The following is a 24,848-nucleotide window of genomic DNA, read 5'->3' as shown; positions in this document are numbered from 1 at the left end:
GGCGGCACCGTGCAGACCTTGGGCCTCCACCGACGCCGCTCGGTGCAACGAGCACCGCGAGCGGGTTGCCGAGCGCCACCGCAATTCCCCCGTGGCGTATTCGACGTCTTCGCATCTGTTCCCCCAGTAGACGAAGAGCACGTCTTCGTTGATCAACTGTGTCGCGGAGCAGGATGTCGACACATGGTTGCCGACGGGTGAACGGGAACAGCTTGTTGCGGGAACTGGCGAGGATTCGCTGTCACCAGCTGGTCTCCGGCTCCTGAAGATCGTGCCGTGACAGCGGGCCATAGCGTAGCCCCTGCCTGCTGGCGGGCGATGTTGATCAGGCCAACGCCCGGATCGCGGGCCGCCAGGTAGAAGCCGAACCACCGTCCGCGGGTTCGTGCTCGGACTGCCCTCCGGCGTCGCGCGCAAAACGGATGGCTGCCCGACGCGTCCTCACCGTCACTGGAGCCGGCAACGTCACCCCGTCTTGAGGAGCCCATCGGCGCCCAGGCCGTCACTGTCAGGCGGCGCTCCACCGGGCCTGATGGTCATCGAACGGCTCTCGACTGTTCGGATTGCCGGGGCCCGCACTGCGTTACGGGCGCGGCACCGCAGGGGAACGGGAAACGTCGCGCCGCCCTCCAGGGCAGCCTGTGTTAAGGGCTTAAGGCAGGGAGCAGTAAGCATGGGACGCGGAGATATCATCGCGGAGCTCACCGCCGACCACCGCGAGGTGGAGGATCCCTGCTCGACCGCGAGCACGAGCCCGTGCTCGCGGCCTGCGAGGCGGCAGAGGTTGCGTTCCTGCCGTGGCGGCCCGTCGCAGCAGGAGTGTCAGGCGCAAGGGCCGAGATCGCCGCCGTGGCAGCCGAGGCCGTGCCTGTCCGTCACAGGCCAGGTGCACCTTTGTGCTGAGCCCGCCACGAGAACGTCCGAGCGCGTGATCGCCTGATCCGCTCCCTGCGACCATCTGCCCCCAACTTCCCGACTTCCCACGACGGATGAGCGGCTTCCCCGCGTAGAGCAGGTGGAAGGGTGCGATCACCACGCGCCCTCGCATCAAGGGGGGAGGGCACCGGGTGGAACGGACTCGTCTGGCCGCGGGTGCCTCACTCGTGTCGACCGTGGTGCTGGGTAACCGGCTTCTCCGGCCTCGTCCGCCCCGTCTGCCAGTGCCGGTTCCCCGCCGCGACCGGCGGGCCGTACAGCTGAGACTCCCCCTGTCGGAAAGCCGGGGGAGAGTGGGACAAGACGAGGGCGTGCGGGAGGAAGACGCGGAGCTGATCGCTGCTGTGCACGCGGCACAGGAAGGTGACGAGTGCGCCTTCCGGACTGTCTACCGGGCTGTGCAACCACGGCTGCTTTGCTATGTACGAACGCTGGTCGGCGAGCCCGACGCGCAGGACGTGACGTCCGAGGCGTGGCTCCAGATAGCCCGCGACCTGGAGCGTTTTAGTGGGAACGCAATCCGCTTCCGCGGCTGGGCAGCGCGCACAGCCCGTAACCGGGCGCTCGACCACTTACGGATGCGGGATCGCCGCCCCGCCATCGGCGGTGACGAGAGGGAGCTGGCGGACAAGCCAGCCGACATGGACACGGCGCGCGAGGCGCTGGAGGCGCTCGGCACCGGCCGGACATTGCGGCTGATCGCTCAGCTGCCGCAGGACCAGGCCGAGGCTGTGGTGCTGCGCGTGGTCGTGGGGCTGGACGCCAAGAGTGCGGCGGAGGTGCTCGGCAAGCGGCCGGGCGCGGTGCGTACGGCTGCGCACTGGGGGCTGCGCACGCTGGCGGAGCTCCTGAACGTCGAAGGGGCCGGGTAGGCGGCGGCCACAGATGTACTGAACCGGCACGACGTGCACCATCCGGAACACCGCCCAGCGTGACCCAACTCCAGGGCTTGGCGGCATCCTCGGCGACCGGTGGCTGGCAGCCATCGTTCTGCCCGCACCCCGCGATGCACTGTGGATGGCATCGCGGCCACGCGCCGCAACACCGGGCTGACTGGCCTGTATGCAAACGACAGCGGCGCCGGACCCCATGCGTCCGGCGCCGCTGGCCTATGGTGACGTGACGTCAGTCCTGCTCAGCGGCCGCCTTGCGGCGACGCATCACCAGGTAGCCGCCGGCGCCGAGCAGCAGCGCCGCCCCGACGGAGAGGCCGATCGCCGGACCGGCGCCGGTCGCCGCGAGGTCACCGCCGCCACTGCCGTTCGGCGAGGTCGCCGGAGCCGGCTCGGAGGCCGAGGTCTCGGCCGAAGGCTCCTCGGCGGGGTTGCCGGGCTCCTCGGCTGCCGGGCCCTCGCTGGGCTCGTCCGTCGGCTCCTCGGCCGGCGCCCCGGTGGGGGCGGTGACCGACGAGGGGCAGGTGTGCGACAGGTTGAACAGCTCCAGGTCGCCGCCTTCCACCTCGGCGACAGCGGAGGTGAGCTTCGCTCCCGGCAGCGACGCCACATAAGCGTGCTTGTCGGACGGCGGGCCGAAGTCGGTGACTACCTGCTCGCCGCCCGGTTCGAAGGTCACCGTCAGCTTGACGAAGTCCGAGGAGTTGCCGGGCAGTACGAAGTGCCACCCGTCCTGCCCCTCAGGGATTCCAGGGCACTGATTCGCCGCCTTCTGCGGCGCGCCCCCATCGTCAGTGGTGGCGGTGCGCGGAAGCTGCTGGCGCAGTTCCACGGTGTAGGTGTGGTCGTCGGCGAGGGCGGGGGCGGCCCCTGCGAAGAGGAGGAGCGAAGCCGCGGCGGGGAGCACGGCAGCCCCCCAGCGGACTGTGAAGCGTGAGCGGATGGGCATACGGAACACCTCGGGCGCAAGTGCGGGAAGGGTGGCCGTGGGGGGCGGCTCAGCCTCCTGAAGCCCGTAGGGACCGTCAAGCGCCGTTTGTGCTCTATCTCGCGCTTTGTGGCTGCAATACCCCAAAGATCGCGCATAACGATCTGGTGAATCAAACTCGGTACCAAGTAGATCAGCCGCTCGAGCACCGGGTGCGCTATCTGCATCAAGAGAACCTCTGCGCTGTGGTCGATGTCCGGTAGGCCCCCTTCGGGGCACGTCGCTTACGCGACCCCGATCGCGCCCCGGGCGCAGAAGAGTCGGGCGAAGGCGGCAAGAGTCTGCGTATTGCCGGTGGCGGTCACCTGCTGTTCGCGTAGGGCCTGCTCCAACGGGTACCGGCCGGAGGCGACACCGAGAGCGTGTTCGGGGGCGCAGGTGAGTACGGCATCGGGTTCGGCAACCCCACCTGCTGCCACCTCCGTGCGGCCGGACCATACGGTGACGGTCACTGTCATCCCGTCCGTACGGAACTCGCAAGTGCCGGTCATCCCGGTGGGTGCCACGGTCGAGAGAACCGCGCGCAGTGCCAGGACCAGCCACTCGGCGCGGAACGTCTCGCCCGGCTGGGGAGAGCCCATGAACTGCCCGCCCCACCGGATGAGAGCCATGACCGCCTCCTCCAGGCCCTGGCCCTGGTGGCTGAGTTCGTACACGACTGAAGCGGCCGGCGGTGGCAGCTCGCGCCGTCGGACGAGGCCTTTGGCTTCGAGGCCGCGCAGCCGGTCGGCGAGGAGGTTGGTGGCGATGCCGGGCAGGGCCTGCCGTATGTCGGAGTAGCGCCTGGGCCCAAGTAGCAGCTCTCGCACGATGAGGAGCGTCCACCGGTCCCCGACGTGATCGAGTGCCCGGGCCAACGCGCAGTACTGCTGGTATCCACGAGTCACCCCCGCATGGTACTTGAGTTTCTTGTCCCAGTGCTTTATTTTCTAGTCTCACGCTAAGGCGAATCCAAGGAGCGTGGCACTGTGACAGCCATCGCCACGAAGATCTCCGCAGGCCCTGACCTGGAGATGGCCGTCACCATCCGCGGCACTGGGCAGCCGGTCGTCCTGTTGCACGGCATCCCGGGGTCCGGTCGCGTGTGGGACCGGGTTGCCGAACGCCTCGGCCAGCAGTGCCGGGTCGTCGTGCCGGACCTGCTCGGCTTCGGGGCCAGCGCGAAGCCGGTCGATGTGGAGACGCTCTGGGCCACCGGTCAGGCGCGCGCGCTCGCCCAGGTCCTCACCGCCTTGGGTATCGACAGGGCGGCCATTGTGGGCCACGACTTCGGTGGTCCCACCGCGCTCGCTTACGCCACCGAGTTCCCGGACCGGGTCACCCACCTGGTGCTCGCCGCGACTAACGCCTTCCCGGACACGCCGATCCCGTTCCCGCTGTCGGCCGTCACCTGGCCGGCACTCGGCCCGCTGACCGCGCGCGCCCTGTTCTCCCGCCCGGCTCTGAGGCTGATGCTCTGGCAAGGGGCCGGTCGCCCTCGCACCGCGCTCAGCCCTGCCACGTATCTGGGTGACCCCGAGCAGCTGCGGTCGACTCGGTTGATCTTCGCAACCGGACTCCGGGAGCTCGCCGATCGGTACGCACCCTGCGCGAGAGCCCTGAGCAGGATCACGGTGCCCACGCTCGTGATCTGGGGCGACGGCGACCCGTTCTTCCCGGTCGCACAGGGCGAGCGGACTGCCGATGACATCCCGGGTGCCCGCTTCGTCGTGTACGAGGGGGCGGGCCACTTCCTGCCCGAGGAGCGCCCCGCCCAGATGGCCGCAGCCATCGCCGAGCTGATCGGCGCACCCTTGCCGGGGGCCTCGGGTGAGTGAACTCGTCAACCTCGCCGTCGAAGCTCACGGCGGCCTCGAGCGCTGGCAGTCCGCTCGAGAAGTGGCGATCGACGGCTGCGCGGGCGGGCTCGCCTTCGCGTCCAAGTTCCAGTCCCGGCCGCTGCGCAATCTGCGTGCCCGGATCGTGACGAGCAATCAACGAGTCGTGCTCGACCCGTACGCGGAGCCCGGCCATCGCGGCATCTTTCACCGGGGCGACGTCTGGGTCGAGGACGCCCAGGGCACCGTGCTTGCGCGGCGGGCGCATGCCCGGGCGGCCTTCTCCGGTGTCCGGCACCAGCTGTGGTGGGACCGCCTGGACCTGCTGTACTTCGCCGGAAGCGCCCTGTGGACGTACGTGTCGCTGCCCTTCGTCCTGGCCGACGACGCGTACGACGTCGAGGAGCTCGAGCCTTGGAGCGAGCACGGCGAGACGTGGCGCCGGCTCCGCGTGCGCTTCCCGGACGAAATCCACACCCACTGCTGGGAGCAGATCCTGTACCTCGACGAGCGCGGGCTGATCCGCCGCCACGACTACATTGCCGAACTGTTCGGCAACTGGGCCAAGGCGGCCCACTACTGCCACGACCACCGCGACTTTGGCGGCCTGGTCATCCCAACCCGCCGTGTGGTGTTCCCCCGCCGACCGGACAACCGTCCTCGCCGCGGCCCGGTTCTGGTCCACATCGCCTTCGCCGGGGCAAGACTCACCGCCTGATCGGGATCAGTCCTTCGGCGACGAGCGTGGACACCGAAAGCTGGAACGCATGCATTGCCCTGACATGATGAAGCCCGGCGGATCCGCGTTCCCGCGCGGAGAGAACGTGGCCGCTCCAGCCCGTCGGCACCTATCGGTTCCCATCCGTTGACCCGGTCCAGCCGTCGCGCCGGCGAGCACCGCGGCTGTGGGAGGCACCGGACCCTGTTCGCCGACGGTGGACCGTCGCCACGGGCACCAGCACACGGGGAGGGGGCGGACAGAACGGATCAGCATGCCGTGGCGCCATGTGAGGGCCGCTGGGTGGGTGTCGAGGGTCAGTTCTGGGCAGCGTTCCAGGAGCGTACGGATCGCGATAGCGGCCTCCATGCGGGCGAGCGGGGCGCCCAGGCAGTAGTGAATGCCGTGGCCGAAGGCAACATGCCCACGGGGATCCCGGTGGATGTCGAAGCGATTCGGTTCCGGGAAGCGGGCCGGGTCGCGATCGGCGTCGGCCAGAGCGATGAGGACGAGCTCTCCGCCCCCCGGGATGACCGTGCCGCCGATCTCCACCGGCTCTGTGGTGAAGCGATACGTCGAGGTCTCCAGCGGCCGTCGTAGCGCAGCATCTCCTCGATGGCGTTGTCCAGGAGGGAGAAGTCCGCGCGCAGAGCAGCCAGTTGGTCGGGGTGAGTGAGCAGCGCAAGCACGCCGTTGGAGATCAGGCTGACCGTGGTCTCGTGACCGGCGACCAGCAGCAGTTGTGTCGGGCACGCGAGGGGCACGAAATGCCGGGTCCTATCGCCAGTGCATCCGGCGCGCCACACGCGCTTGCCCACGTGCCTCACGAGCAGCGTTGACCGCGGCTGCTTCGATGAGCGATCCCTCCCTGCTCGTTTCCTTCTGGCGACGGTCCCTCCGAATGGCCACGGCTATCGTCCACAGAATGATCAGTGCCAGACCGCTGATGAGCAGCACCAAGGTCGTCATGAGCCCTCCCGTTCCCCAGTCATCCAAGAGATTCCCATCGAGATTTGTCCGCTTCAATGCCGCATTCCGGCAATCTCGCGAGGGCGGCTCTGCGGGTTTGGCCGGTGTCTTGCCTGGTCTGGGGTCGTGCATGATCAGGGGGCTTTGCGCTGGCCCGCGAGATCGGCAGCCATTGGCTTGGCGCGCCGATGTGCCCGATTGGCCCGGATGCGGCATATCCAGCGGCACTGCACGCTGGTCTCATGGCTGGACACCCGCCCGTGGTGGTGTATCCGCCGTTGAGCGGTGGCCGGCGCGTGGAGATCCGTGGCCAGGACGTCGGCCGCGCACGTCGTCTGGCCGATGTGATCGAGTTCTTGCGCCGTGCGGGCCTGGAGGACCCGGACATCGAGGACCCCTCGCTGGTCGAGTGGCGCGGCGGTGGCAGCGAGGTGTGGTCGTGAAGGCCGCCTGGTCCGGCATGATCCAGTTCGCGCTTGTGGCCTTGCCGTCAAGCTGTGCAGAGCCCACGGAGGAGCACCGGAGCCGGCTGTGGCAGATCCACATCGTCGACGGCAGCACGGTGCACACCGTCGCTTCTGCAGGGCAGCGGACTGCGAGGGTGTGTTGACCGAACTAGTTTGAGTGTTTGTGCAGGTCACAGGCTGTTCCTGCGAGCTTCCCGCCCTGCCCGATGAACGACGTCCCGTAAGGGATCTCAAGAGCTTTGCCCTGCCCGAGGTCGGCGAGTTTCGGGAGACAGGGGACCCCTGAGAGCCCTATCAGCTGGTGGACATGAACGGGGTCCGTGTCGAGCCGGTAGCGGAGTTCTTCCAGGACCTGATGGATGCGGACAGATGTTCCCCAAGGCCGGGCCCGTGGGCCTAGCCCGCCCGGGCGGCGGCGAGGTGGGCGTCCACGGCGACGACACCATCAACGCCCTGGCAGAGGCCCACGACCACCGGGACGCGATGCGGTTCCGGGACGTGACCCCGCAGGGTGACGGCCCCGTCCCGGACCTCGACTGCGACGGTGCCCTCCTCCAGGCCGAGGATGCGCCCCAGGACGTCCTGCTCGATCTCGCCGCGGATTTCGACGTCGGAGCGGATGAATGCGTCGAGCAGGTCGCTGCGGCTGACGATGCCGGTGAGGAGCCCGTCGTCGCCGACCACCGGCAGCTGCTTGACGTGCCGCCTGCGGAGTTCCCGCGCGGCCCGGGGGATCGTCCAGTCGGCGCGGGCGGTGAAGACGGGGGTGCTCATGAGCGCGTCCGCGGTCCGGGCCCGGGCCTTGCCCCAGGCGCGCTCGTCGTTCCCGCCCTGCCCCTGCGGATCGGGCATGCCGGTCTCGTGCCGCAGCACGTCGGAGGCGGACACGACGCCGACGGGGGCGCCGTCGTCGTCGACGACCGGGGCCGAGGCGATGTCGTTCGCGTCCAGCAGGGCGGCGACCTCCTGGAACGGTGTGTCGGGACGGAGGGTGACGACCTCCTCGGTCATCACGTCACCGACCGTGCGGCGGTGCAGCATGGCATTCGCCTCCTCCGCTGTGCGACAGGGCGGCCGCGGTCGGACCGCCCGGGCCGACGACGCGCGGCGCGCCGGCCTCCACGGCCCTGCCGGCTCGTCCACACCGTCCCCCACCCATGACAGCACCGCGCCGCTCCGGCGACCAGTGACCTTCGGCCTGGCAGGGAGGGCTGGCGGTCCCACGGCCCGCCTGGTGCGGTCGTGAGCAGCACACACCGGAACGAAGTGAGCCGGGAACAGATACTGGCCTACCGGGTGGCGGCCCACGGATTCGACCGCTCCTCCTCAGCACCGGACATACTCGCCATGGGGGCGCAGGACACGCCGAACGGATCAGCCCGGCAGGCGCTGGCCGCGCGGGGCGCATCCCTTGACAGGCAGCGTCGGGCGGTGCGTGGACGGCCTCGAACAGCTGAGTCCACGCGTGCTGCCAGGTCCATCGCTGGGGCAGGTGCAGCATCAGGCGGCGGGCCGAGCGGGCGACCCGTGCGGGGACGTGGACCAGGTGGGCGAGCAGGGTGGCGGTGGTGGCCTTGGCGTGGAAGACGCCGGAGGGCGCCTGCGGCCCGCAGCAGGTTGTAGGAGATGGCCCACAGGATCAGCCAGCCCGCGTTGGCGTTGAACTTTCCCGAGGGCAGGTGGGCCAGGGGCCCGGCCTTGCCGTCGGCGATGACCTGCTCGATCACGGCGTGGTGGCGGTGCTGGCGCTCGGTCTGGAGCATCTCGAAGGGGCTGTCGGTGAAGAACGGGTGGTACCGCCAGACCGGGAACAGCTCCCCCTGTCGCCGACGGTGGCCGGTTTGGCCAGGTCGCGGACCCGGCGCACGATCAGGCGGGCAGTGACCTGCTGGTCCTTCTTCCGGCCGGTGAAGGCGGTGTAGACCGGGATCTCGGCGACTTCCGCGTCCGAGATCAGCTCTCCGGTGTCGGGATCGACGACCGCCCGGGGATGGCGGATCGGCTTCCAGGCGGTATCAGGGGTGGCGGCGATGGCCCGCTTGATCGTGGGGTTCATCCCCGTACTGATCGAGAAGTGGGCTCTGGCCCGGCGGCAGGCGGCCACCACACCGGCGTTGTAGAACTGCGAGTTCGCACGCAGGACACGCACTCCCGTGCAGCCGGCCTGGATCGCGGTGGCCAGGGCCTCGGTGACGAACCGCTCGGCGCCGCGGGAGTCGGCCGACTTGCCCTGACGCAGCCGCCAGCCGATAGAGCCCTGTTGGGTCACTCTGAGTGGTGAGCTTGGGGTCCGGTCTGGCTTGGAGAGGTAGGTTCACCGTCGGTGCGTTCGATGCACTTCGGAGATGGGAGGCCGCCGGTGGACATCGTGGCGACCATCCAGCACGCGGACCGCGCTGGGTAGGTGGGCGGCCAACGCGGGGCTACCCCGGAACGGGTGCAGCTACGCAGTGCCGATCCAGGCTCGCCAGTCGGGGTCGCGGCCGTTGAGCCACTTGGCGAGCACGGCGCGGCGCGCCCCTGCGCGACGTCCAGCAGCCGCGCCGGGCCAGCCCATGAACAAGAGGGTCCAGGGTCGGTCCCCGACTCTTGGCACCTCGATGCCGATATCGCGAGCTCGATGAGCCACCATGCGCCGTACCGTCCTCAGCGAGGATTACCCAAGCTCATGGTCGAAGGCCCGTGTCGCATCGATGGTGTTGAGCAATTTGAACCGGGTCTCGTTGCTCTCGGACGGGCCGATCAGGGAGGCCCCGACGACACTGAGGAACCTCGGGGGGCTATCGAAGGCCGATAGCTTCTGCCTGATCGTGATCGTGTTCCCGGCGACCGTCGCCATAGCCGTATTGTCGGAGTGGAAACCAATCGCGTTCTTGAATGTGCCGAGCTCGGGAGCATCGTCATCGCCAATCTGCCCCGTATGGGCGCGGACCGCTCCCCCCTCGAGTACTCGTACGCCGCGAAATAGTCATGCTCCGCCGTTTCGAACCGCACGACGAAGAGCAGTCGGTCGGCCGAAGGGACCGCGTTGACCGCCTCCTCGAATCGCTTCGCATCGCCGACCGACAGCTTGAAACGGATGTTCGCACCGGTCCTGTCCAATTCGACGCCAGTGAGGTCAGCCCCGGGCAGGTTGGTGCCGCCGGTGATGCGATTGGGCCACGTGGCGTCGCCGGAGGGATCGGCCATCGGACTCGACGGCACTGGGTCGGTGAACGGGGGTTCCCGGCCATCAGACTCGGACCGGTGAGCTGTTTCGCGAAGCGAATTCCCGTCCGGTTGCCGTCGTTGTTGTCATCGCTCCACGCGGCGTAGAGTCGGCCGTCGGGATCGAAGCCCACGTTCATCCAGTTGCGCAGACCTCGGGTACCGCCCTCAGGACACCCCCCCCGATGGATCGGTGCAGTACCCGCCCTGGTGAACCACACGGTGGCTGATGACCGACTGCGTGAACGCCGGGCTTGAGCTGAGGGCGTCGGCCGTGTGCGCGACGAACGCCCGCCACTCGCCGTTTGTCTGATGGTCGGGGATCCCGGAACCCTCGGAACCCGCGGTCCCGTAATAGACGATGGCGACGTTCCCCGGCGAGCCCGCCGCCACGTTGCCGACGACCGCGGTTTCCGCGGCCCCCGTCGAGATGCGGACTTGTGGGCTCCACTTGCTGCCGGGCTTGCCACCACTCCTTGGATCATTGGCCGGGTCGGAAATGTCCGACGTACTCATGACAACGTCGCCACCGCTGCCCGTCCCCCACACGGCATAGGCGTTTCCGGCCGTGTCGGTGGTCACCCACGGCAGCGAGAATCCACGGTATGTGTCACCCGGGTTGATGACCGCCAGGTCGTCCCCGACCTTGTACGTCTCGAAGGTCGCGGTGTCGTCCCTGGAAACGGCGACGTGGACCTCCGGAACGAAGAGCCCGAGCTTGGTCCCACCGAAGGCCTGGTAGACGGTGCCGCGCGCAGGGCTCTGGGCGGACCGATCCATCACCAATCGTGTCGCAGGGCCCGCGGCGTACTTGGGGATCGGATCGACGTTCCACGAGCCCCCGCCGTCCCGCGTGGTCGCGTACTGCACGTTCGGCTGCCCCCCGGGCTGGGACAGCGCCAGGTTGGCCCACGCGAGGTGCGCCGTCTGGCCGCCCGGGGCGAGCAGCCAGGGCCGATCCGTGCCGCCCGGCAGGGTCACCAGGTTGAACGTCGGCCAGGTGTCGCCGGAATTGGACGACGCGGACGCCGTCAGGGAGCCGAATCCGGGCGCGATGCCGGACAGGTAGACGTTGTCGTTGTCGGGGGAGAGCGCGAGGTCGCTGTTGCCGAAGCCCGGATCGCCACAGTGCGGCTGTGAGTTGCTGGTCGGGCAGCTCTCGTCGAAGAGGGTCCGGAACGTGTCACCGCGATCGAGCGAGCGCGCCACGATGTTGGGGAGCGTGGGCGTGGTGAGCCTTCCCCAGGGGAAATCGACGAAGACGCGGCCATTGCCACGCAAGTCCACGTCGACGAGAGGGTCCGCCCCCGTCACGCGCTGCAGATCCACCCACGTCGCTGCATTGAACGTGACCGCGTCGTTCTCCGTTGTGTTCGGCGCCGCATCGAGGTCGATACGGTGGTCGCCCGCCGGCCCCGCGTGCCCCACGCCGACGGGCGCGAGGACAAGCGACAACGCAACGGCGCAGAGCACGAGGCGAGCTATTCTTGCCATAAGAGGGCCCTCCTTCTGCCTGCCGTCGGCTGCCTGGCATGGCCCGTTCGAGCGAGCCGCCGCCAGCGGCCGCCGCACCCGCGCGGACGCGTGGGCAGCGTCTCGTCGCTCAAGCTCGAAGCCCATCCCCCACACGGGGGGCGCCAGCGCATCGGTGGCCGCGCGAAGGAGCGTGCCGCGGGGGAGACGGCCGTGAGGCCGGCCCCGGAGCCCAGCCGAGCGCAGCGGGTGCCGCCGGTTCCCCGAGTGAACCGCCGCCGCCCAGCCCCACCACGCACAACCACCCACAACCATCAACACATCTAGGGCGTGTCCGGTGGGTCACGGGTGACTCACCGGACACGCCGTGGTGACGTGTATGGGGGACGGAGGAGCAGGCGGCTGCCGATCGTGGACGGTTGCTCCTCTGGCAAGCCGCTCAGTTGAAGACCACCTGCGCGGCTTCGCTGGTGAGGCTGCTCAGCCCGTTGACCGCGCAATCGGGGTTGGGGTGCGCCTCGGCGACAGCGGTGGCGGTGTCTCCCTTCAATGGCCCCGCGGTGACGGTGGCGGTGAACGCGACCGTCCCGTCTACCGGGTTGGTGTCGATCACCACGTCGAGATGGCTCTTCGGGTTACCGGGGGGTGACCACTCGATGGTGCTCTTCAGCTCGATCCTCAACAGCAGACTGCACGGTGAACCACCGAGGGCGGTGGCCGTGCCGGTGCCCGGCGAGAGGCCGGACTTGAGGGTGGGGTAGTTGCCGTTGGGCGAGGTGCAGCCGACCAGCCCGGATGTGGCATCGTCCTTGGCGGTGGTGTTGGTGGCCGTTAGCGGTGGTGTGAAGTTGTGCTGGAAGTTTGCCGTGCAGGTCAGATCACCGGGCGCGGCGGAGGCCGGCGCAGCGGTCAGCCCAGCGGTCAACGTGATGACCGAGACGAGGACGGCGGCGCGCTGCCGCTTACGACCGCGATGCGTGGTCTGGTGGGTGAGGTGGGCGAGTATGGCTGTGGCGCGCATGTCCATCCCTCCTTTCCAGGAGTGACGACGAGGTTCCGTCAGGGATGCTGGCCAACACCTGGACCGCGTCCTGGAACTGGTGGCGGAGCTCGGCAGCCGTAGCGCCGCAGACTGACCTTGCTCGCCTGCTCGCCTGCTCGCCTGCTCGGTGTCGGGCGTCGCACCGCACCCCTACGTCAGGCCGGAGCGCGGTTCCTTGGGCCGTGGGAGAACTCTGACCTGCCCGTCAACCGCAGAATCCGCCCGCCGAATCCCGGCGGAAAGGCGTACGGCCGGGAGGTCTGGAGCGCAAACAAGCTCTCCGTAAAGCTCGTGCCGCACACCAGAGACGGAAGGGACGTGGCAGCTTCAATCTTGTCCTTCGAGCCGGGAGGGACGTCACTCAACCACTGTTGCTGATCTTGAGGTTCAAGGACGGTTTCTGACAGCGGCGCCCCCGGCCCCTGTGGGAGTGAGGCCTGCCGGAGGCGTCATGCTCGAACATCCAGCGAGTCACGGCCGGCGCCCGCCGACGTCCCTTCTGCAGCGGGCCACAGCCCCGTCCGCCAGGCACTGTCCGGCGAATCAGGATCGGAGCCACAGGCGCATGGCAGCAACGGTCACGGTGCCCTGAAAGACATACGCTCGCTTGTCAAAGCGTGCGGCCACGGCCCGGAAACCCCTGAGCGGGTTGATGGTTCGCTCGGCTTCGTTGCGGCGCCTGTACGTCGTGCTGTCGAAACAAGGGGGCCGGCCGCCCGCGCCGCCCCGGCATTGGCGGTTGGCCCGTTGGTCGCGGCGCTCGGGGATCGTGTACCGGATCTGCCGTCGTCGCACGCAGCGGCGGTTTCGGCGTGAGCTATACGCCTTGCCGCCGCATACGTGGTCCGGTCGTGTCCGCGTGCGCGCTCCTCTTGACGTACTCAACGGGGCGCTCCCCTTCCCCCGTGCAGGGAGCGCCCCGTTGGCGATCTCGACAGCGCATAAGCCGGTGCGGACCTCGGCTGGCGCCTGCTCACCGCGCATGGCAGCAGCCCACGAGGGCCGCGCCCGAGCCGTCGCAACGCCTGGCCGAGCTCGCCGACGCTCGGCGACGTGTCGCTTGACCATGCCCCACGCCGCGCCCAGGGCATCCTCGTCGAACTCGCCAGCAGCCAGCCGGAGCCGCTTGGACTGGAATCACATCGTCCGGCCCGTTGGGCGCTGCCGACACAGTGGGGCGAATGCAATTCGGCACCTGGAAGGCCGGGGCGGTCGACGCTCCGCTGTATCGCAGGGCGCTCGTTGACGCGGCCATCCCGAGGTGGACGGGGAGGCGGTACGAGCGACGCCGCCCGGAAGGCCGTCAGCACTGGCCAGGCTGAGCCGACTCCGCGACGACCTTTGTGAGGGAGATTCTCGGGCGTATGCGGTGCGCGATAACCTGAGAGCAGGCGGCTGACCTGGGAAAAGGCCCTGCGGCTCCACACTCGGGCGACGAGGGTCAAGCCCGTTTCGTCGGTAGGGGAATCCGCTGCTCGCCTCTCCTGAGGCGCTCCGCCCACCTGGAGTGGTGGACCCCGACATGCCCCTGGGTGGCGCCTGGGAGAGGGCTCCCGGTGGACTTGCGGGGGGCGCAGGGGGGACGGAAGGACCAGGAAAGGCCCGGTAGGGCGGAGCAAGGGGCGATCGGCAATCGCCCTCTGACCTGCAGGAACGGGCAAGACCGAGCAAGATCGGGAAGTGTGCGGATGATCTTGCGTGGACTCATAATCCGTCGGCCGTGGGTTCGAGTCCCACCCGCCCCACCACTGCTCACCCGTCAAAACGTTCTGAACTGCGGAAAGCGCAATGGAAAGGGCCGCCACGGACACCGTGGCGGCCCTGGTTTCTCCCCAGGCAGGGATCGAGTGGCCCGATCGTGGCACGGCCGTGGTCGCTCGGGGCGTATCGAGGGGTTGCCGAGCGCGGTGGCGCAGACCGTGCCGAGGGCTCCTGTCCGACGGCGACGGGGATTCGGAGGGACACTGTGGACGGGGGTCGCCGCGCTGGTCCGATGCCGGCCCGCTCCCACGATGACGTGTCCGCCGGTGCGGATGATCGCCTGCCCCAACCCCGCAGGAGACGGCGATGAACACCTCGGTGCGGATCGGACGCATACTCGGAGTGCCGCTGCGCATCCACTGGAGCGTGCCACTCCTGGTGATCCTGCTCGGATACGGTCTGGGCCGCGAGACCCTTCCCGCGTGGATTCCGGGACGGTCCACTGCTGTCTATACGGTCGCCAGCCTGGCCGGGGCGCTGCTGCTCCTCGGGAGCCTGCTGGCCCACGAGGCGGCGCACGCCGTCACCGCTGTCAGAAAGGGGATCCCCGTCCGGAACGTGACCCTCTGGGCACTGGGTGGGATGACGGAGATGGGCAGGTCCCCCGCGGCCGGTGCGGCCCTCATGGTGGCCGTCAGCGGTCCGCTCGCCAGCCTCGTCCTGGGAGGGGCCGCGCTCGGAGCGGGGATAGGCCTGGACGAGCTGGTCGGCTGGGAGGTGCCCGCAGCCGTCCTGCTGTGGCTCGGCTGGGCGAACCTCCTGCTCGGTGTGTTCAACCTGTTGCCCGCCGCACCGCTCGACGGAGGACGGGTGGTGCAGGCGGTGCTGTGGTGGCGTACCGGAGACCGGGACCGGGCGGAACGGGCGGCGGCGCGCAGCGGGCAGGTGCTCGGCATCCTGATGATCGCTGTCGGCTGGATCTCGTTCCTGCGCGGTGCGCTGGGCGGTCTGTGGCTGGCCCTCATCGGCATCTTCATCATGATCGTCGCCAACGCGGAGCGGCAGCGTGCCTCACTCGCGCCGGCCCTGCGTGACGTACGGGCGGCCGATGCCATGTCGAGTCCAGTGGACACTGGCCCGGACTGGCTGACGGTGGACCGCTTCATCGCCGAGGTGGCGGCGAACGCCCGGCACTCGGTGCTGCCGCTGCTCGACTTCGAAGGGCGGCCCAGCGGCATGGTGCGGCTGCCGCAGCTCGCGACCGTACCCGCTCAGCGCCGCGAGACGCTGCGCGTGCGCGACGTGGCGACCCCGCTGTCACAGTGCACGGTGTGCGCCCCGGACGATCTTCTGGAGGACGTGCTCGACAAGGTCCGGCCGGGCAGCGGCATGCGGATCCTGGTGGCGGACGGCCGGCACCTGGTGGGGATCATCACCGCCCGGGACATCTCCCGGCTCGCTCAGCGGCACGCGCTGACCGGTGAGGACTGACGGACATAAGTCTCCGCACCAACCGGCCCGAGACCGATGAGTTTGCGGCGCCAGAGCGGTCGGTACGGGTAAACACGCTCACGCGCGAGGAGGTACCCATGACCACCGACGGATTCACCACGTGCCTGTGGTTCGACGAGCAGGCCGAAGAGGCGGCGAACTACTACACCTCGATCTTCAAGAACTCCAAGATCGAGAGGGTCACCCACTACACCGAGGCCGGTCCGCGTCCGGCCGGCTCGGTTCTGACCGTCGAGTTCGAGCTCAACGGCCAGAAGTTCGTCGCCTTGAACGGCGGCCCGGAGTTCACGTTCAACGAGGCCATCTCGTTCCAGATCTTCTGTGACGACCAGGACGAGCTGGACTACTACTGGAGCAAGCTCACCGAGGGCGGCGAGGAAATCGCCTGTGGCTGGCTGAGGGACAAGTACGGCGTGTGCTGGCAGGTCATCCCCGCCGGGCTCACCGACATGATCTGCGACCCGGATCCGGAGAAGGCGAAGCGGGCCACGGAGGCGATGCTCTCGATGACCAAGTTCGACGTCGCCGCGCTCGAGAAGGCCTACGCGGGGTCGTAGCAGCTTCACAGGCGGCCGGACTCGCCCCTTTTCCGGTTGCCGACGCGGGTGGCCGGACCGCCGCCGACTCATGGTCGGATCCGACGTCCGGCCTGCGACACCTCTGTCATGAGGCTCTGCCCCGCTCCGGGCAGAGCCTCATCGGTTGGGCACGCTTCGTGATCGTAAGTGCGCCATCGCTTCCGGCGTCATATGGCTGCGCGGGGGGACCCGCAGGGGCGTGGGTGGGATGTCCGATGAGGGATCAGCTGCGCAGGACCCTCCACCTTGCCGCCTCGATCCTTACGCTGGAGGTGCCCGTTCCCCCGGGCGCGCCGGCGAGGTGGGGTGGCCGCCTCGCGGGGTGGATGCGGCGGGCGAAGACGGGTCGGAGGCGATGGGGATGAGGAAACGTCGAGCGACGGCGGCCCGGCGGCCGCGGACGGACGCGGCGGCCGGGGCTGAAGCCATCGGCTCCCGGATACAGAGGTGCTGCCGGCGGTGAGAGAGCAGGTCGTGGTGTTCGGCGGGGCGGCGCTGGCCGCTGTCTACGTGCTGGGCAAAGAGGCCGACGAGCTGCGACTGGCCGAGACGGCCGGGAACCCCTGCGACCTGTACGGGTTGTCGTCCCGTTACCCCCTGTCCGGCCTTCGCTCCCCGGTCGCCGATGCATTCCGCACCGGCCGGCCCTTGTGGTTGAGCGCCTCGGAGCTCGCCGGCTACCCCGAGAGCGGTCCGGAGGCCCTGTCGGCCCATGTCTCGCTGGGCGCGCTGCCCCTCGGAGTGGATGAACGACCGCTGGGCTGCCTGGTCGTCGTGGACGACATCGGGGCCGGCTTCGACGCCGAGCGGCGAAGCTTCATGGAGCTGTACGCGGACCACATCGCCGCACGGCTCGAAGCGAGCGGCGAAACGAGCGACGGACCGACCGGCGCACTGAGCGGCGCACCGATCGGGAACCTGCGCAGGGATCCGAGCGGCGTGCGAGCGCTCGGCGGGCCCGAGTCACAGCCAGTGGTCGGGCCCGCCCTGAACCGCATCAACGTCGGCTCATTCACCCTCGAATTGAGCACGGGGCGGATCGACGCGGACGCCCAGATGCTCGATCTCGTCGACATCGCCCGGGACGACTTCGACGGACGCGTGGAGTCCCTGCTCGTGCGCACCGTGCCGGACGATGTGCCCGCGCTCATGTCGATCGTCGAGCCCGACCACATGACCGCCAGTGGCCGGGAACTGGAGTTCCGGGTCCGCCGGCCCAGCGGCGAACTGCGCTGGCTGCGGCTGCGCTACCGCGTGCTGGTCGACCCCACCGGCAGGCCGGAGCGGGTGCTGGGCGTGGTCGCCGACGCCTCGCGTATGCGGCCCGGTGCCGACGAGGTCTCCCGGGTACAGCGGCTGTCCGCCGCCCTGGCGGGTGCGATGACCGTCCGGGACGTCAGCCGGGTGGTCGTTGCGGCGCTGCGCGACCAACTGGGACCCGACCGGGTGGCGCTCGCCGAGCTCGAGGGCGACCGGCTGTTGGTCACGCTCCTCGACCCGCCGGAGCACGATGCGTGGCCGGAGGTCTGGCGGTCCGAATGGCGGTCCGAGTGGCCCGATGCACCGGTCCGCGCCCTGCCCACCCTCAAGGCCGCGCTGCGCGAGCGCCAAGTGAGCCTGTGGGCCGCGGGCACCCCCCTCGAACCCGGCCTCGAAGGCATAGGCCCCGGCGGCCTCGCGATCCTTCCGCTCCCGGCCGAAGGCCGGGTGGTCGGCGCGTGTCTGGTCGGCTGGGACGAGCCGCAGGATTTCGGCCCCGAGGAACGGTCCCTGCTGACCGCCACCGCGAGTCTCGTGGGACAGGCCTTCGTACGCGCCCATGCGTTCGACGCCGAGCACGAGCTCGCCACGATGCTCCAGCGCAGCCTGCTGCCCCGCACGCTTCCGCTGCTGCCCGGAGGGGTGGCCGTCGCCCGCTATCTGCCCGCGACGGTGGGGCTCGAGGTGGGGGGCGACTGGTACGACGTGATACCGCTCTCCGACCGCCATGTCGCGCTGGTCATCGGGGACGTGCAGGGGCACAGCGCCGCGGCGGCGACGATCATGGGGCAGATGCGCACGGCGATCAGGGCCTACGCCGTCGAGGGGCATCCGCCCGACGTGGTCGTCTCACACGCCAATCGCCTGCTCGTCGGCATGGAGACCGACCTGTTCGCCACCTGCGCCTACGTCGCGCTGGACATGGAGGAGGGAGAGGCCTTGTTCGTCCGGGCCGGGCACCTCCCGCCGTTGCTGCGCCACCCGGACGGCAGCTCCCACGTGGTGGACGTCGAGGGCGGGCCTCCGCTGGGGGTGCTCGCGGACGCCGAGTTCCCCATCACCTCGGTCGGGCTGGCTCCCGGCACGGTCCTCACGCTGATGACGGACGGCCTGGTCGAGTCGTCGATCCTGCCCCTGGAAGACGGCATGCGCCGGATGCGCGAGGCGCTCTCCGCGGCCGATCCGTCAGACGCGGGGCGGCTGGCCGACGAACTGCTGGGCAGCGCCAACCGACGCGACGACGACGTGGCGCTGCTGCTCCTGCGCTACGACGGGATGAAGGTCCGGCCGCTCCGGGCGGGCTGGGCGGTCTGGCGGCTGCCCGACGCCGTGGCCCACGCACGCCGTTTCACCGCGCGCACGCTGCGCTCGTGGCGCGTGGCGGAGCAGGACGCGGTCCTGCTGGTGGTCTCCGAACTGGTCACCAACGCCCTGGTGCACACCCAGGGCCAGGTGCACCTCGACCTCACCCTCGCCGGGGACCGCCTGCGGGTCGCGGTGAGCGACGCGTATCCGCGTACGCCCGTCAAGCCGTCGAGCGTCAACTGGGAGGCGACCGGCGGCCGGGGCATCCTGCTGGTCGAGGCGGTGTCGGCGTCCTGGGGTTCGGTGCCGCTCAGCGGCGGCAAGCAGGTGTGGGGCGAGATCGCCCTGCGACCGCGCGAGCCCGGTCGTACGGAGCCCGACCTGCGCCCGGTGGACGGGTGAGGGAGGTTTTCGGAATGAGGACACATCCGCGCAGTGCCGGCGTCGTGGTGGCCGCGTTGTCGCTGGCCGTCGCCCTTGCGGCCTGTGGAGAGGCCGGCCAGTCCGAAGGCCCGGCCCCGGCGGAGGACGGCCTGAAGATCGGCGTGCTGATGCCGGACAGCACCACCGCCCGCTGGGAGACGTTCGACGGGCCCTTGATCCAGAAGAAGATCGAGGAGCTGTGCGGCGACTGCACGGTGGAGCGCGCCAATGCCCAGGGAGAGGTGGGCGCCCAGCAGCAGCAGGTCGACTCCATGATCACCAGGGGGATCAGGGTCCTGGTCCTGAGCCCCGTCGACGCCAAGTCGCTCCGCGCCTCGGTCAAGAAGGCGGACGATGCGAACATTCCGGTCGTCGCTTACGATCGGCTCGTCGAGGGACCGATTTCGGCCTATGTGTCCTTCGACGGCGTGGAGATCGGCAGGCTCCAGGGCGAGGCACTCCTCAAGGCCCTGCGCGACAGGGCGGAGGGCTACCGGATCGTCATGATGAACGGCGATGCGACCGACCCCAATGCGGCCTCCTTCAAGAAGGGTGCGCTGTCCGTCCTCCAGGACCTAGTGACGATCGGCAAGATGTACGACACCGCCGGATGGAAGCCGGACGTCGCCAACACCAACATGTCCGGCGCGATCGCCGCCCTCGGTGCCCTCAACATCGACGGCGTCTACTCCGCCAATGACGGCCTGGCCTCCGGCATCATCTCCGCCCTCAAGGCCAACAACATCAGCCCGCTGCCTCCCGTCACCGGCCAGGATGCCGAACTCGCGGGCGTGCAGCGGATCGTCAGCGGTGACCAGTACATGAGCGTGTACAAGCCCTTCAAGCCCGAGGCGGACGCCGCGGCCGAGATGGCCGTCACCTTGGCCCGTGGCGAGCAGCTCCAGACCGAGGACAGGGTCAGTAGCCCCACCACCAAGGAGGTCCCCGCCGTCCTGCTCACCCCGATCTCCCTGACCGTCGAGAACATCAGGGACACCGTCATCAAGGACGGCATGTACACAATCGACCAGGTCTGTACCCAGAAGTTCAGGTCCGCTTGCGAGAGGGCAGGACTCATTCCGTAAGGCCGGTCTCCACCGGGGCCGGTCCCGAAGAAGGAGATGGTTGCCGTGCCAGCTCCACCTCTGTTGGCCTTGCGCGGCATCTCCAAGCGTTTCGGCGCCGTCCAAGCGCTGACGGACGTCGATCTGGAGATCCACGCCGGTGAGGTCGTCGCCCTGATGGGTGACAACGGTGCAGGCAAGTCCACCCTCGTGAAGGTGATCGCCGGAGTCAGCCCCGCCGACCATGGCGTCATCGAATGGCAGGGCCGGTTTGTCCAGGTCAAGCGCCCCCACGACGCTCAGAGCCTGGGGATCGCAACCGTGTATCAGGATCTCGCGCTGTGCGAGAACCTCGACGTCGTTGGCAATCTCTACCTCGGCCGTGAGATCCGCAAGGTCGGCATCCTCGACGAGGTGGAAATGGAACGCTGCACACGCGACCTGCTGAAGACCCTGTCCATCCGCATCCCGGATGTGCGCGTCCCCGTCGCCTCCCTGTCCGGAGGCCAGCGGCAGACCGTCGCGATCTCCCGCTCGCTCATCGGCGAACCCAAGGTCCTCCTCCTCGACGAGCCCACCGCCTCCCTGGGGGTCCAGCAGACCAGCCGGGTGCTCGACTTCGTCGAGCGGCTCCGCGACCGTGGGCTCGGGGTGCTCCTCATCAGCCACAACATGGGCGACATCAAGGCCGTCGCGGACCGGGTCGCGGTGCTCCGCCTCGGCCGCAACAACGGCTTCTTCGATGTGAACACCACGTCCCAGGAACAGATCATCTCCTCCATCACCGGTGCCACGGACAACGCCGTGACCCGCCGCACCCCGGGTGCGGGGGAGGCGGAGCTGTGAGGAGGAGATGGACATCCGGAAAGCCTGATTCCACCCAGGCGAACGGTGGCCCCAAAGACCACGTGCACGCCGCCAACGCGCGGCAGCTCGTACGGGGCCAGGGCTTCAAGGGCTACCTCGCCGAGTTCCAGCGCAGGCTGAGCAGCGGCGAACTCGGCTCGATCCCGGTCGTGCTCGGCCTCGGCATCATCTGGATCATCTTCCAGATCCTCAACGAGAACTTCCTCTCCCCGCGCAACCTGTCCAACCTCAGCGTGGACATCGTCGGCACGGGCCTCATCGCGGCCGGCATCGTCTTCGTGCTGCTGATCGGCGAGATCGACCTGTCGGTCGGCTCGGTCAGCGGCCTCGCGGCGGTGATGTTCGCCGTTCTGAACGTGCAGCACGGCGTGCCGGAATGGCTCGCCGTGATCGTCGCGGTGCTCGCCGGCGCGGCGGCCGGAGGCATCCACGGGTTCTTCTTCGCCAGGATCGGAGTGCCCGCGTTCGTCGTCACCCTCGCGGGACTGCTCGGCTGGAACGGCCTCATGCTCTACATCCTGGGCACGAGCGGCACCGTCAACCTCGACGACGAGGGCCTGGTCGCCACGCTGACCAGCCACTACTTCAGCGACGTCGCTGCCGCGTACGGTCTGGCGGCACTCGCCGCAGCCGCGTTCTTCCTCGCCTCCTACCACGACAGGCGGCGCCGCATGGCCGCCGGAACGCCGTTCCGGCCGCTCCACGAGATTGCGGTGCGCACCGGCGTGCTCGCGGTGATCGCGTTCGCGATCGCCTATGTGCTCAACCGGTTCCAGGGCCTGCCGCTCGCCCTTCTGATCTTCCTCGTCGTCGTCGCCGGCCTGGACCTCCTCCTTCGCCGCACGCCGTACGGACGGAAGGTCTACGCGCTCGGCGGCGGTGTCGAGGCGGCCCGCCGCGCCGGCATCAGCGTGGTGTGGGTGCGGATCTCGGTCTTCGCGGCGTCCGGAACCATGGCCGCGGTCGGCGGCCTGTTCCTGGCCTCGCGGATCACCTCGGTGAGCCAGACCTCGGGCTCCGGCATCCTGCTGCTGAACGCCATCGCCGCGGCCGTCATCGGCGGCGCGAGCCTGTTCGGCGGCCGCGGCAGGACCTGGTCCGCGTCGCTCGGCATGCTGGTCATCCAGTCGATCGCCTCGGGCATGGCGCTCCTGGGCATCCAGGCAGCCGTCCAGTTCATGATCACCGGAGGGGTGCTGCTCGCCGCCGTGGTCATCGACTCGCTCTCGCGCCGCTCGCAGGAGGCCCACGGCCGGGCCTGACCCGCGTCCCCATGGCCGGTGCCCGACGTGCGCCACCGGAACACCGGGCCATGAGTCGATTGCGGTGAGGCCGGTCCCGCTCTACTCAGGCAGGCCCCACGAAGGAGCGGGCCCGTTGGCCGGGACGTCACGCGGACGCAGGGTCGGGCGGGTTCCCTTTCTGCTGATCACCGCGGTCTGGCCGCGGCGCAGCGGGATGCTGATCGTGCCCTCGCCCTGGTACGGGATCGGCTTGCCGGACTCGTTCCTGACCTCGATCTCGCCCTCGATGCCATGCCGCAGCTTGAGCGGTTCGCCCGCCTCGCTGCTGACCCTGATCCAGTCGGTCCGGCCGGAGCTGCGCGAGGCGTCCACGAGGAACGCACCCTGGGTGCGCAGCCGGAAGACCGAGGCGTCCTCCCAGGTGCGGGAGACGGCGGGGAAGACCTTGACCACCCCGCCGTGGCTCTGAGTCAGCATGTCCAGCAGCGACTGGGCAGCGCTGATGGGGCTCTCCAGGGCGAAGCCCCCGCCCTCGCGGTACATGGTGTTGGGGGTCATGGCGCAGTCGTCGACGACGTTGCCGTCGACGTAGAACCGCAGGTAGTGCAGCGCCTCCTCGGGCTTGCCGAAGAGCGTCTCCATGGACGAGGCGGCGGCGTAGCTGTAGCCGTGCCACCGCACCTGCATGCTCGTCCAGTGGTCGAACGTTCGCCGGTCGAGCTTCTCCTGCAGCGGATACAGCCACAGCAGATGCGAGAAGTGGCGGTGCGACTCGGCGAGCGGCACCCCTGCGCCGATCATGACGCCCTGCTCGTTCTCGTGGTACGGCACCAGCCGGGCGAGGATGTCCCGCCACTGGCGGGCCGACGGGTCGTCGAGCCGTAGCCGCTGCGCGGACTGCAGGAGCGTGGCGCAGCCCCAGCGGAGCAGCGACAGATCGTAGGTGCAGTCGGCGGCGTTGGCGTACTCGGGAGAGCGGGTCACCGGCAGATGCAGTTTGCCGTCGGTCCCTTCGGTGAGGTGGCGGGCGTAGTAGTTGACCGCCTTGGTGAGGACCGGGTGGATCACCTCGCGCAGCGCCTCGTCGTCCATGTGGTGCCGGTAGCTCACCCATGCGTTGTGCAGGGCCCAAGTGAGGTTGCCCGTATGGTCGTTCGGGCTGACGCCGGGGACGCCGACGTATCGGGGGCCTGAGCGCAGCTGCCAGTCGCCCGGGTGGCACAGGGCGTAGGTCTTGCCGTCGCGGAGCTCCGGCCGGATGTTGCTCTCGAGATGGGTGTGGTACTTCCGGAACGTCGGAGTGATGGCGTCCAGCTCCGGGTGGTTGGAGCCGTTGGCCACCGGATAGGTGACCTGGACGTTGGTGTTCCACCAGATGTTGGTCCAGCCGTTGCCCGACTCGGGGAACCAGGGTCCGAAGACCGGGGTCACCGGGGAGTTCCCCCGGGTCGCGCAGGCCAGCTTGTACAGCTGGATCCAGTAGAAGCGCTGGAGCTTCTTGTCAGGTACGGAGACCAGGCTGCGCCGGTAGAAGGCGTGCCACCACGCCCGGTGCAGGGCGATGTCCTGCTCCGGTGATCCGTCGAGTGCCGCGTTGACGGCGCGTATCGCCGCTTCGCGGCCGGTCGAGTCGGGGTAGCCGTAGACGATGGTGGCGGCCAGCAGCCGCTTGGAGCCGGAGTGCACCTCGCGCCACGCGGTCGTGTATCCGCCGCCGGCGTGCAGGGGCTGCTCGACGAAGCCGGGCCCCACGGTCGGATCCGGGTTTCCGGTGTAGTCCGGCGGGCGCCGGATCGTCCTGGTCGTGTACGAGGGGAGCGGCGTGAAGCCCCAGGCTGCCGACCGCTCCCCGGCGGTCGGCTCCAGCGAGACCAGCAGGACGCTGCGGTGGTTCAGGATCAGGGCATGGAAGGCGACACTTCCCTGCGAGGTGGTGACCGTGCCGGACAGCTCCGCGTTGTCGAGGTCGAGCTTCCAGTCGACCCCGGTGATGGAGCCGGCGAAGGTCAGGGTCAGATAGCCGACGCCCAGCCGGGAGTAGCCGATGGCGGCTTCCCACTGCCCGCGCTGGTCCTGCACCAGCGAGTGGTTGATCATGATCCGCAGGACGTTGCCCTCGCCGGACTTGTTGTAGATATGGGCGGCGAGGAAGCCGTTGCCGAAGAAGGGGGCCGTCTGCCAGCTGCTCGGCAGGCGCCGCCACACCATCGCCGCGTCCCGCAGGACGTCGCCGTGCACATCCCGGTGCTGTGCGGGAGCCGCCCAGGCGGCGGGGCAGCCCGCAGTGATCAGGGCGGCGCCCGCGGTGGACGCGACGAAGGCCCGTCGGGATATGGGGTTCATGGCTCGGCCTTTCTGTTCGCTTCTCCGCCCGCGCGGCGCAG

Annotated in this window: 18 protein-coding genes, 1 tRNA gene and 3 pseudogenes; 12 read left to right on the top strand and 10 right to left on the bottom strand. The window is 69.3% G+C overall.

Annotated elements, in window-relative coordinates; all coding sequences use genetic code 11:
- Positions 1 to 729: 729 nt before the first annotated feature.
- Both ACTWQI_RS01870 and ACTWQI_RS01865 read left to right on the top strand, forming a co-directional pair.
- A pseudogene (locus tag ACTWQI_RS01870) lies at positions 730 to 861 on the top strand (aldo/keto reductase); the annotation flags it as partial.
- Between the two features lie 368 nt (positions 862 to 1,229).
- Positions 1,230 to 1,808, top strand: coding sequence for an RNA polymerase sigma factor (locus tag ACTWQI_RS01865; protein WP_443266723.1), 579 nt, complete (start codon positions 1,230 to 1,232; stop codon positions 1,806 to 1,808).
- A 253-nt stretch (positions 1,809 to 2,061) separates the two neighbouring features.
- On the opposite strand, the gene ACTWQI_RS01860 is transcribed toward ACTWQI_RS01865, so the two are convergent.
- A complete protein-coding gene (locus ACTWQI_RS01860) occupies positions 2,062 to 2,778 on the bottom strand; it encodes an LPXTG cell wall anchor domain-containing protein (protein WP_443266721.1) in 717 nt (238 codons plus the stop codon).
- Between the two features lie 263 nt (positions 2,779 to 3,041).
- Positions 3,042 to 3,704 (bottom strand): winged helix-turn-helix transcriptional regulator, encoded by a 663-nt coding sequence (locus ACTWQI_RS01855; protein ID WP_443266719.1) that lies wholly within the window; start codon positions 3,702 to 3,704, stop codon positions 3,042 to 3,044.
- Between the two features lie 81 nt (positions 3,705 to 3,785).
- Here ACTWQI_RS01855 and ACTWQI_RS01850 point away from each other — a divergent pair, with 81 nt between their 5' ends.
- Positions 3,786 to 4,634 carry an alpha/beta fold hydrolase gene (locus ACTWQI_RS01850; protein WP_443266717.1) on the top strand — a complete coding sequence of 283 codons (849 nt, stop codon included), beginning with the start codon at positions 3,786 to 3,788 and terminating at the stop codon, positions 4,632 to 4,634.
- Positions 4,627 to 5,352, top strand: a complete 726-nt coding sequence (locus ACTWQI_RS01845) for a hypothetical protein (RefSeq protein WP_443266715.1) — start codon at positions 4,627 to 4,629, stop codon at positions 5,350 to 5,352. Before ACTWQI_RS01850 ends, ACTWQI_RS01845 begins: the two co-directional genes overlap by 8 nt.
- A 237-nt stretch (positions 5,353 to 5,589) precedes the next feature.
- Here the strand turns inward: ACTWQI_RS01845 and ACTWQI_RS01840 are convergent.
- Positions 5,590 to 6,092, bottom strand: a pseudogene (locus tag ACTWQI_RS01840) (cytochrome P450); the annotation flags it as partial.
- 471 nt (positions 6,093 to 6,563) lie between these two features.
- On the opposite strand from ACTWQI_RS01840, the gene ACTWQI_RS01835 reads away from it, so the two are divergent.
- Entirely contained in the window at positions 6,564 to 6,764 is a 201-nt protein-coding gene (locus ACTWQI_RS01835; protein ID WP_443266713.1) for a hypothetical protein, read from the top strand.
- Positions 6,765 to 7,184: 420 nt separating this feature from the next.
- Here ACTWQI_RS01835 and ACTWQI_RS01830 read toward each other — a convergent pair whose 3' ends face one another.
- The 6 genes and pseudogenes from ACTWQI_RS01830 to ACTWQI_RS01805 all read right to left on the bottom strand — a co-directional run.
- Complete coding sequence (locus ACTWQI_RS01830) at positions 7,185 to 7,829, bottom strand: CBS domain-containing protein (protein ID WP_443266711.1); 645 nt, start codon at positions 7,827 to 7,829, stop codon at positions 7,185 to 7,187.
- Between the two features lie 682 nt (positions 7,830 to 8,511).
- Complete coding sequence (locus ACTWQI_RS01825) at positions 8,512 to 9,057, bottom strand: hypothetical protein (RefSeq protein ID WP_443266709.1); 546 nt, start codon at positions 9,055 to 9,057, stop codon at positions 8,512 to 8,514.
- A gap of 387 nt (positions 9,058 to 9,444) precedes the next feature.
- On the bottom strand, positions 9,445 to 9,627 hold the full coding sequence (locus ACTWQI_RS01820) for a hypothetical protein (RefSeq protein ID WP_443266707.1): 183 nt from the start codon (positions 9,625 to 9,627) through the stop codon (positions 9,445 to 9,447).
- A 536-nt stretch (positions 9,628 to 10,163) separates the two neighbouring features.
- On the bottom strand, positions 10,164 to 11,489 hold the full coding sequence (locus tag ACTWQI_RS01815) for a hypothetical protein (RefSeq protein ID WP_443266705.1): 1,326 nt from the start codon (positions 11,487 to 11,489) through the stop codon (positions 10,164 to 10,166).
- 418 nt (positions 11,490 to 11,907) lie between these two features.
- Positions 11,908 to 12,489, bottom strand: a complete 582-nt coding sequence (locus ACTWQI_RS01810) for a hypothetical protein (protein ID WP_443266703.1) — start codon at positions 12,487 to 12,489, stop codon at positions 11,908 to 11,910.
- Between the two features lie 564 nt (positions 12,490 to 13,053).
- Positions 13,054 to 13,380 (bottom strand): annotated as a pseudogene (locus tag ACTWQI_RS01805) (IS5/IS1182 family transposase); the annotation flags it as partial.
- Between the two features lie 749 nt (positions 13,381 to 14,129).
- Here ACTWQI_RS01805 and ACTWQI_RS01800 point away from each other — a divergent pair.
- The 7 genes from ACTWQI_RS01800 to ACTWQI_RS01770 all read left to right on the top strand — a co-directional run bounded on the left by ACTWQI_RS01800 (position 14,130) and on the right by ACTWQI_RS01770 (position 22,482).
- Positions 14,130 to 14,258: transfer RNA gene (locus ACTWQI_RS01800), tRNA-Ser, on the top strand.
- 319 nt (positions 14,259 to 14,577) lie between these two features.
- Positions 14,578 to 15,702 (top strand): site-2 protease family protein, encoded by a 1,125-nt coding sequence (locus ACTWQI_RS01795; protein WP_443266701.1) that lies wholly within the window; start codon positions 14,578 to 14,580, stop codon positions 15,700 to 15,702.
- Between the two features lie 98 nt (positions 15,703 to 15,800).
- On the top strand, positions 15,801 to 16,280 hold the full coding sequence (locus ACTWQI_RS01790) for a VOC family protein (protein ID WP_443266699.1): 480 nt from the start codon (positions 15,801 to 15,803) through the stop codon (positions 16,278 to 16,280).
- 480 nt (positions 16,281 to 16,760) lie between these two features.
- Positions 16,761 to 19,268, top strand: a complete 2,508-nt coding sequence (locus ACTWQI_RS01785; RefSeq protein WP_443266697.1) for a SpoIIE family protein phosphatase — start codon at positions 16,761 to 16,763, stop codon at positions 19,266 to 19,268.
- A gap of 14 nt (positions 19,269 to 19,282) precedes the next feature.
- Positions 19,283 to 20,374, top strand: a complete 1,092-nt coding sequence (locus ACTWQI_RS01780; protein WP_443266695.1) for a sugar ABC transporter substrate-binding protein — start codon at positions 19,283 to 19,285, stop codon at positions 20,372 to 20,374.
- A 36-nt stretch (positions 20,375 to 20,410) separates the two neighbouring features.
- A complete protein-coding gene (locus ACTWQI_RS01775; protein ID WP_443266693.1) occupies positions 20,411 to 21,199 on the top strand; it encodes an ATP-binding cassette domain-containing protein in 789 nt (262 codons plus the stop codon).
- The gene (locus ACTWQI_RS01770) at positions 21,196 to 22,482 is read left to right on the top strand and encodes a sugar ABC transporter permease (RefSeq protein WP_443266691.1); all 1,287 of its coding nucleotides are present in this window, start codon (positions 21,196 to 21,198) and stop codon (positions 22,480 to 22,482) included. Before ACTWQI_RS01775 ends, ACTWQI_RS01770 begins: the two co-directional genes overlap by 4 nt.
- 81 nt (positions 22,483 to 22,563) lie before the next feature.
- On the opposite strand, the gene ACTWQI_RS01765 is transcribed toward ACTWQI_RS01770, so the two are convergent.
- The gene (locus ACTWQI_RS01765) at positions 22,564 to 24,807 is read right to left on the bottom strand and encodes a glycosyl hydrolase family 95 catalytic domain-containing protein (protein WP_443266689.1); all 2,244 of its coding nucleotides are present in this window, start codon (positions 24,805 to 24,807) and stop codon (positions 22,564 to 22,566) included.
- Positions 24,808 to 24,848 lie beyond the last annotated feature (41 nt).

The organism is Streptomyces sp. KR80 (assembly GCF_052245555.1).
Taxonomy (GTDB): Bacteria; Actinomycetota; Actinomycetes; order Streptomycetales; family Streptomycetaceae; genus Streptomyces.
Note: the sequence above shows the minus strand (reverse complement) of the source record. Positions and strands in the feature narration are given on the sequence as shown.

What these genes read in the sequence shown, in the direction of transcription:
- ACTWQI_RS01860 (WP_443266721.1), bottom strand. Translation starts at nt 2,778, where the DNA reads ATGCCCATCCGCTCACGCTTCACAGTCCGCTGGGGGGCTGCCGTGCTC.
- ACTWQI_RS01775 (WP_443266693.1), top strand. Translation starts at nt 20,411, where the DNA reads ATGGTTGCCGTGCCAGCTCCACCTCTGTTGGCCTTGCGCGGCATCTCC.
- ACTWQI_RS01815 (WP_443266705.1), bottom strand. Translation starts at nt 11,489, where the DNA reads ATGGCAAGAATAGCTCGCCTCGTGCTCTGCGCCGTTGCGTTGTCGCTT.
- ACTWQI_RS01765 (WP_443266689.1), bottom strand. Translation starts at nt 24,807, where the DNA reads ATGAACCCCATATCCCGACGGGCCTTCGTCGCGTCCACCGCGGGCGCC.
- ACTWQI_RS01780 (WP_443266695.1), top strand. Translation starts at nt 19,283, where the DNA reads ATGAGGACACATCCGCGCAGTGCCGGCGTCGTGGTGGCCGCGTTGTCG.
- ACTWQI_RS01790 (WP_443266699.1), top strand. Translation starts at nt 15,801, where the DNA reads ATGACCACCGACGGATTCACCACGTGCCTGTGGTTCGACGAGCAGGCC.
- ACTWQI_RS01810 (WP_443266703.1), bottom strand. Translation starts at nt 12,489, where the DNA reads ATGCGCGCCACAGCCATACTCGCCCACCTCACCCACCAGACCACGCAT.
- ACTWQI_RS01820 (WP_443266707.1), bottom strand. Translation starts at nt 9,627, where the DNA reads ATGGCGACGGTCGCCGGGAACACGATCACGATCAGGCAGAAGCTATCG.
- ACTWQI_RS01830 (WP_443266711.1), bottom strand. Translation starts at nt 7,829, where the DNA reads ATGCTGCACCGCCGCACGGTCGGTGACGTGATGACCGAGGAGGTCGTC.
- ACTWQI_RS01795 (WP_443266701.1), top strand. Translation starts at nt 14,578, where the DNA reads ATGAACACCTCGGTGCGGATCGGACGCATACTCGGAGTGCCGCTGCGC.
- ACTWQI_RS01835 (WP_443266713.1), top strand. Translation starts at nt 6,564, where the DNA reads ATGGCTGGACACCCGCCCGTGGTGGTGTATCCGCCGTTGAGCGGTGGC.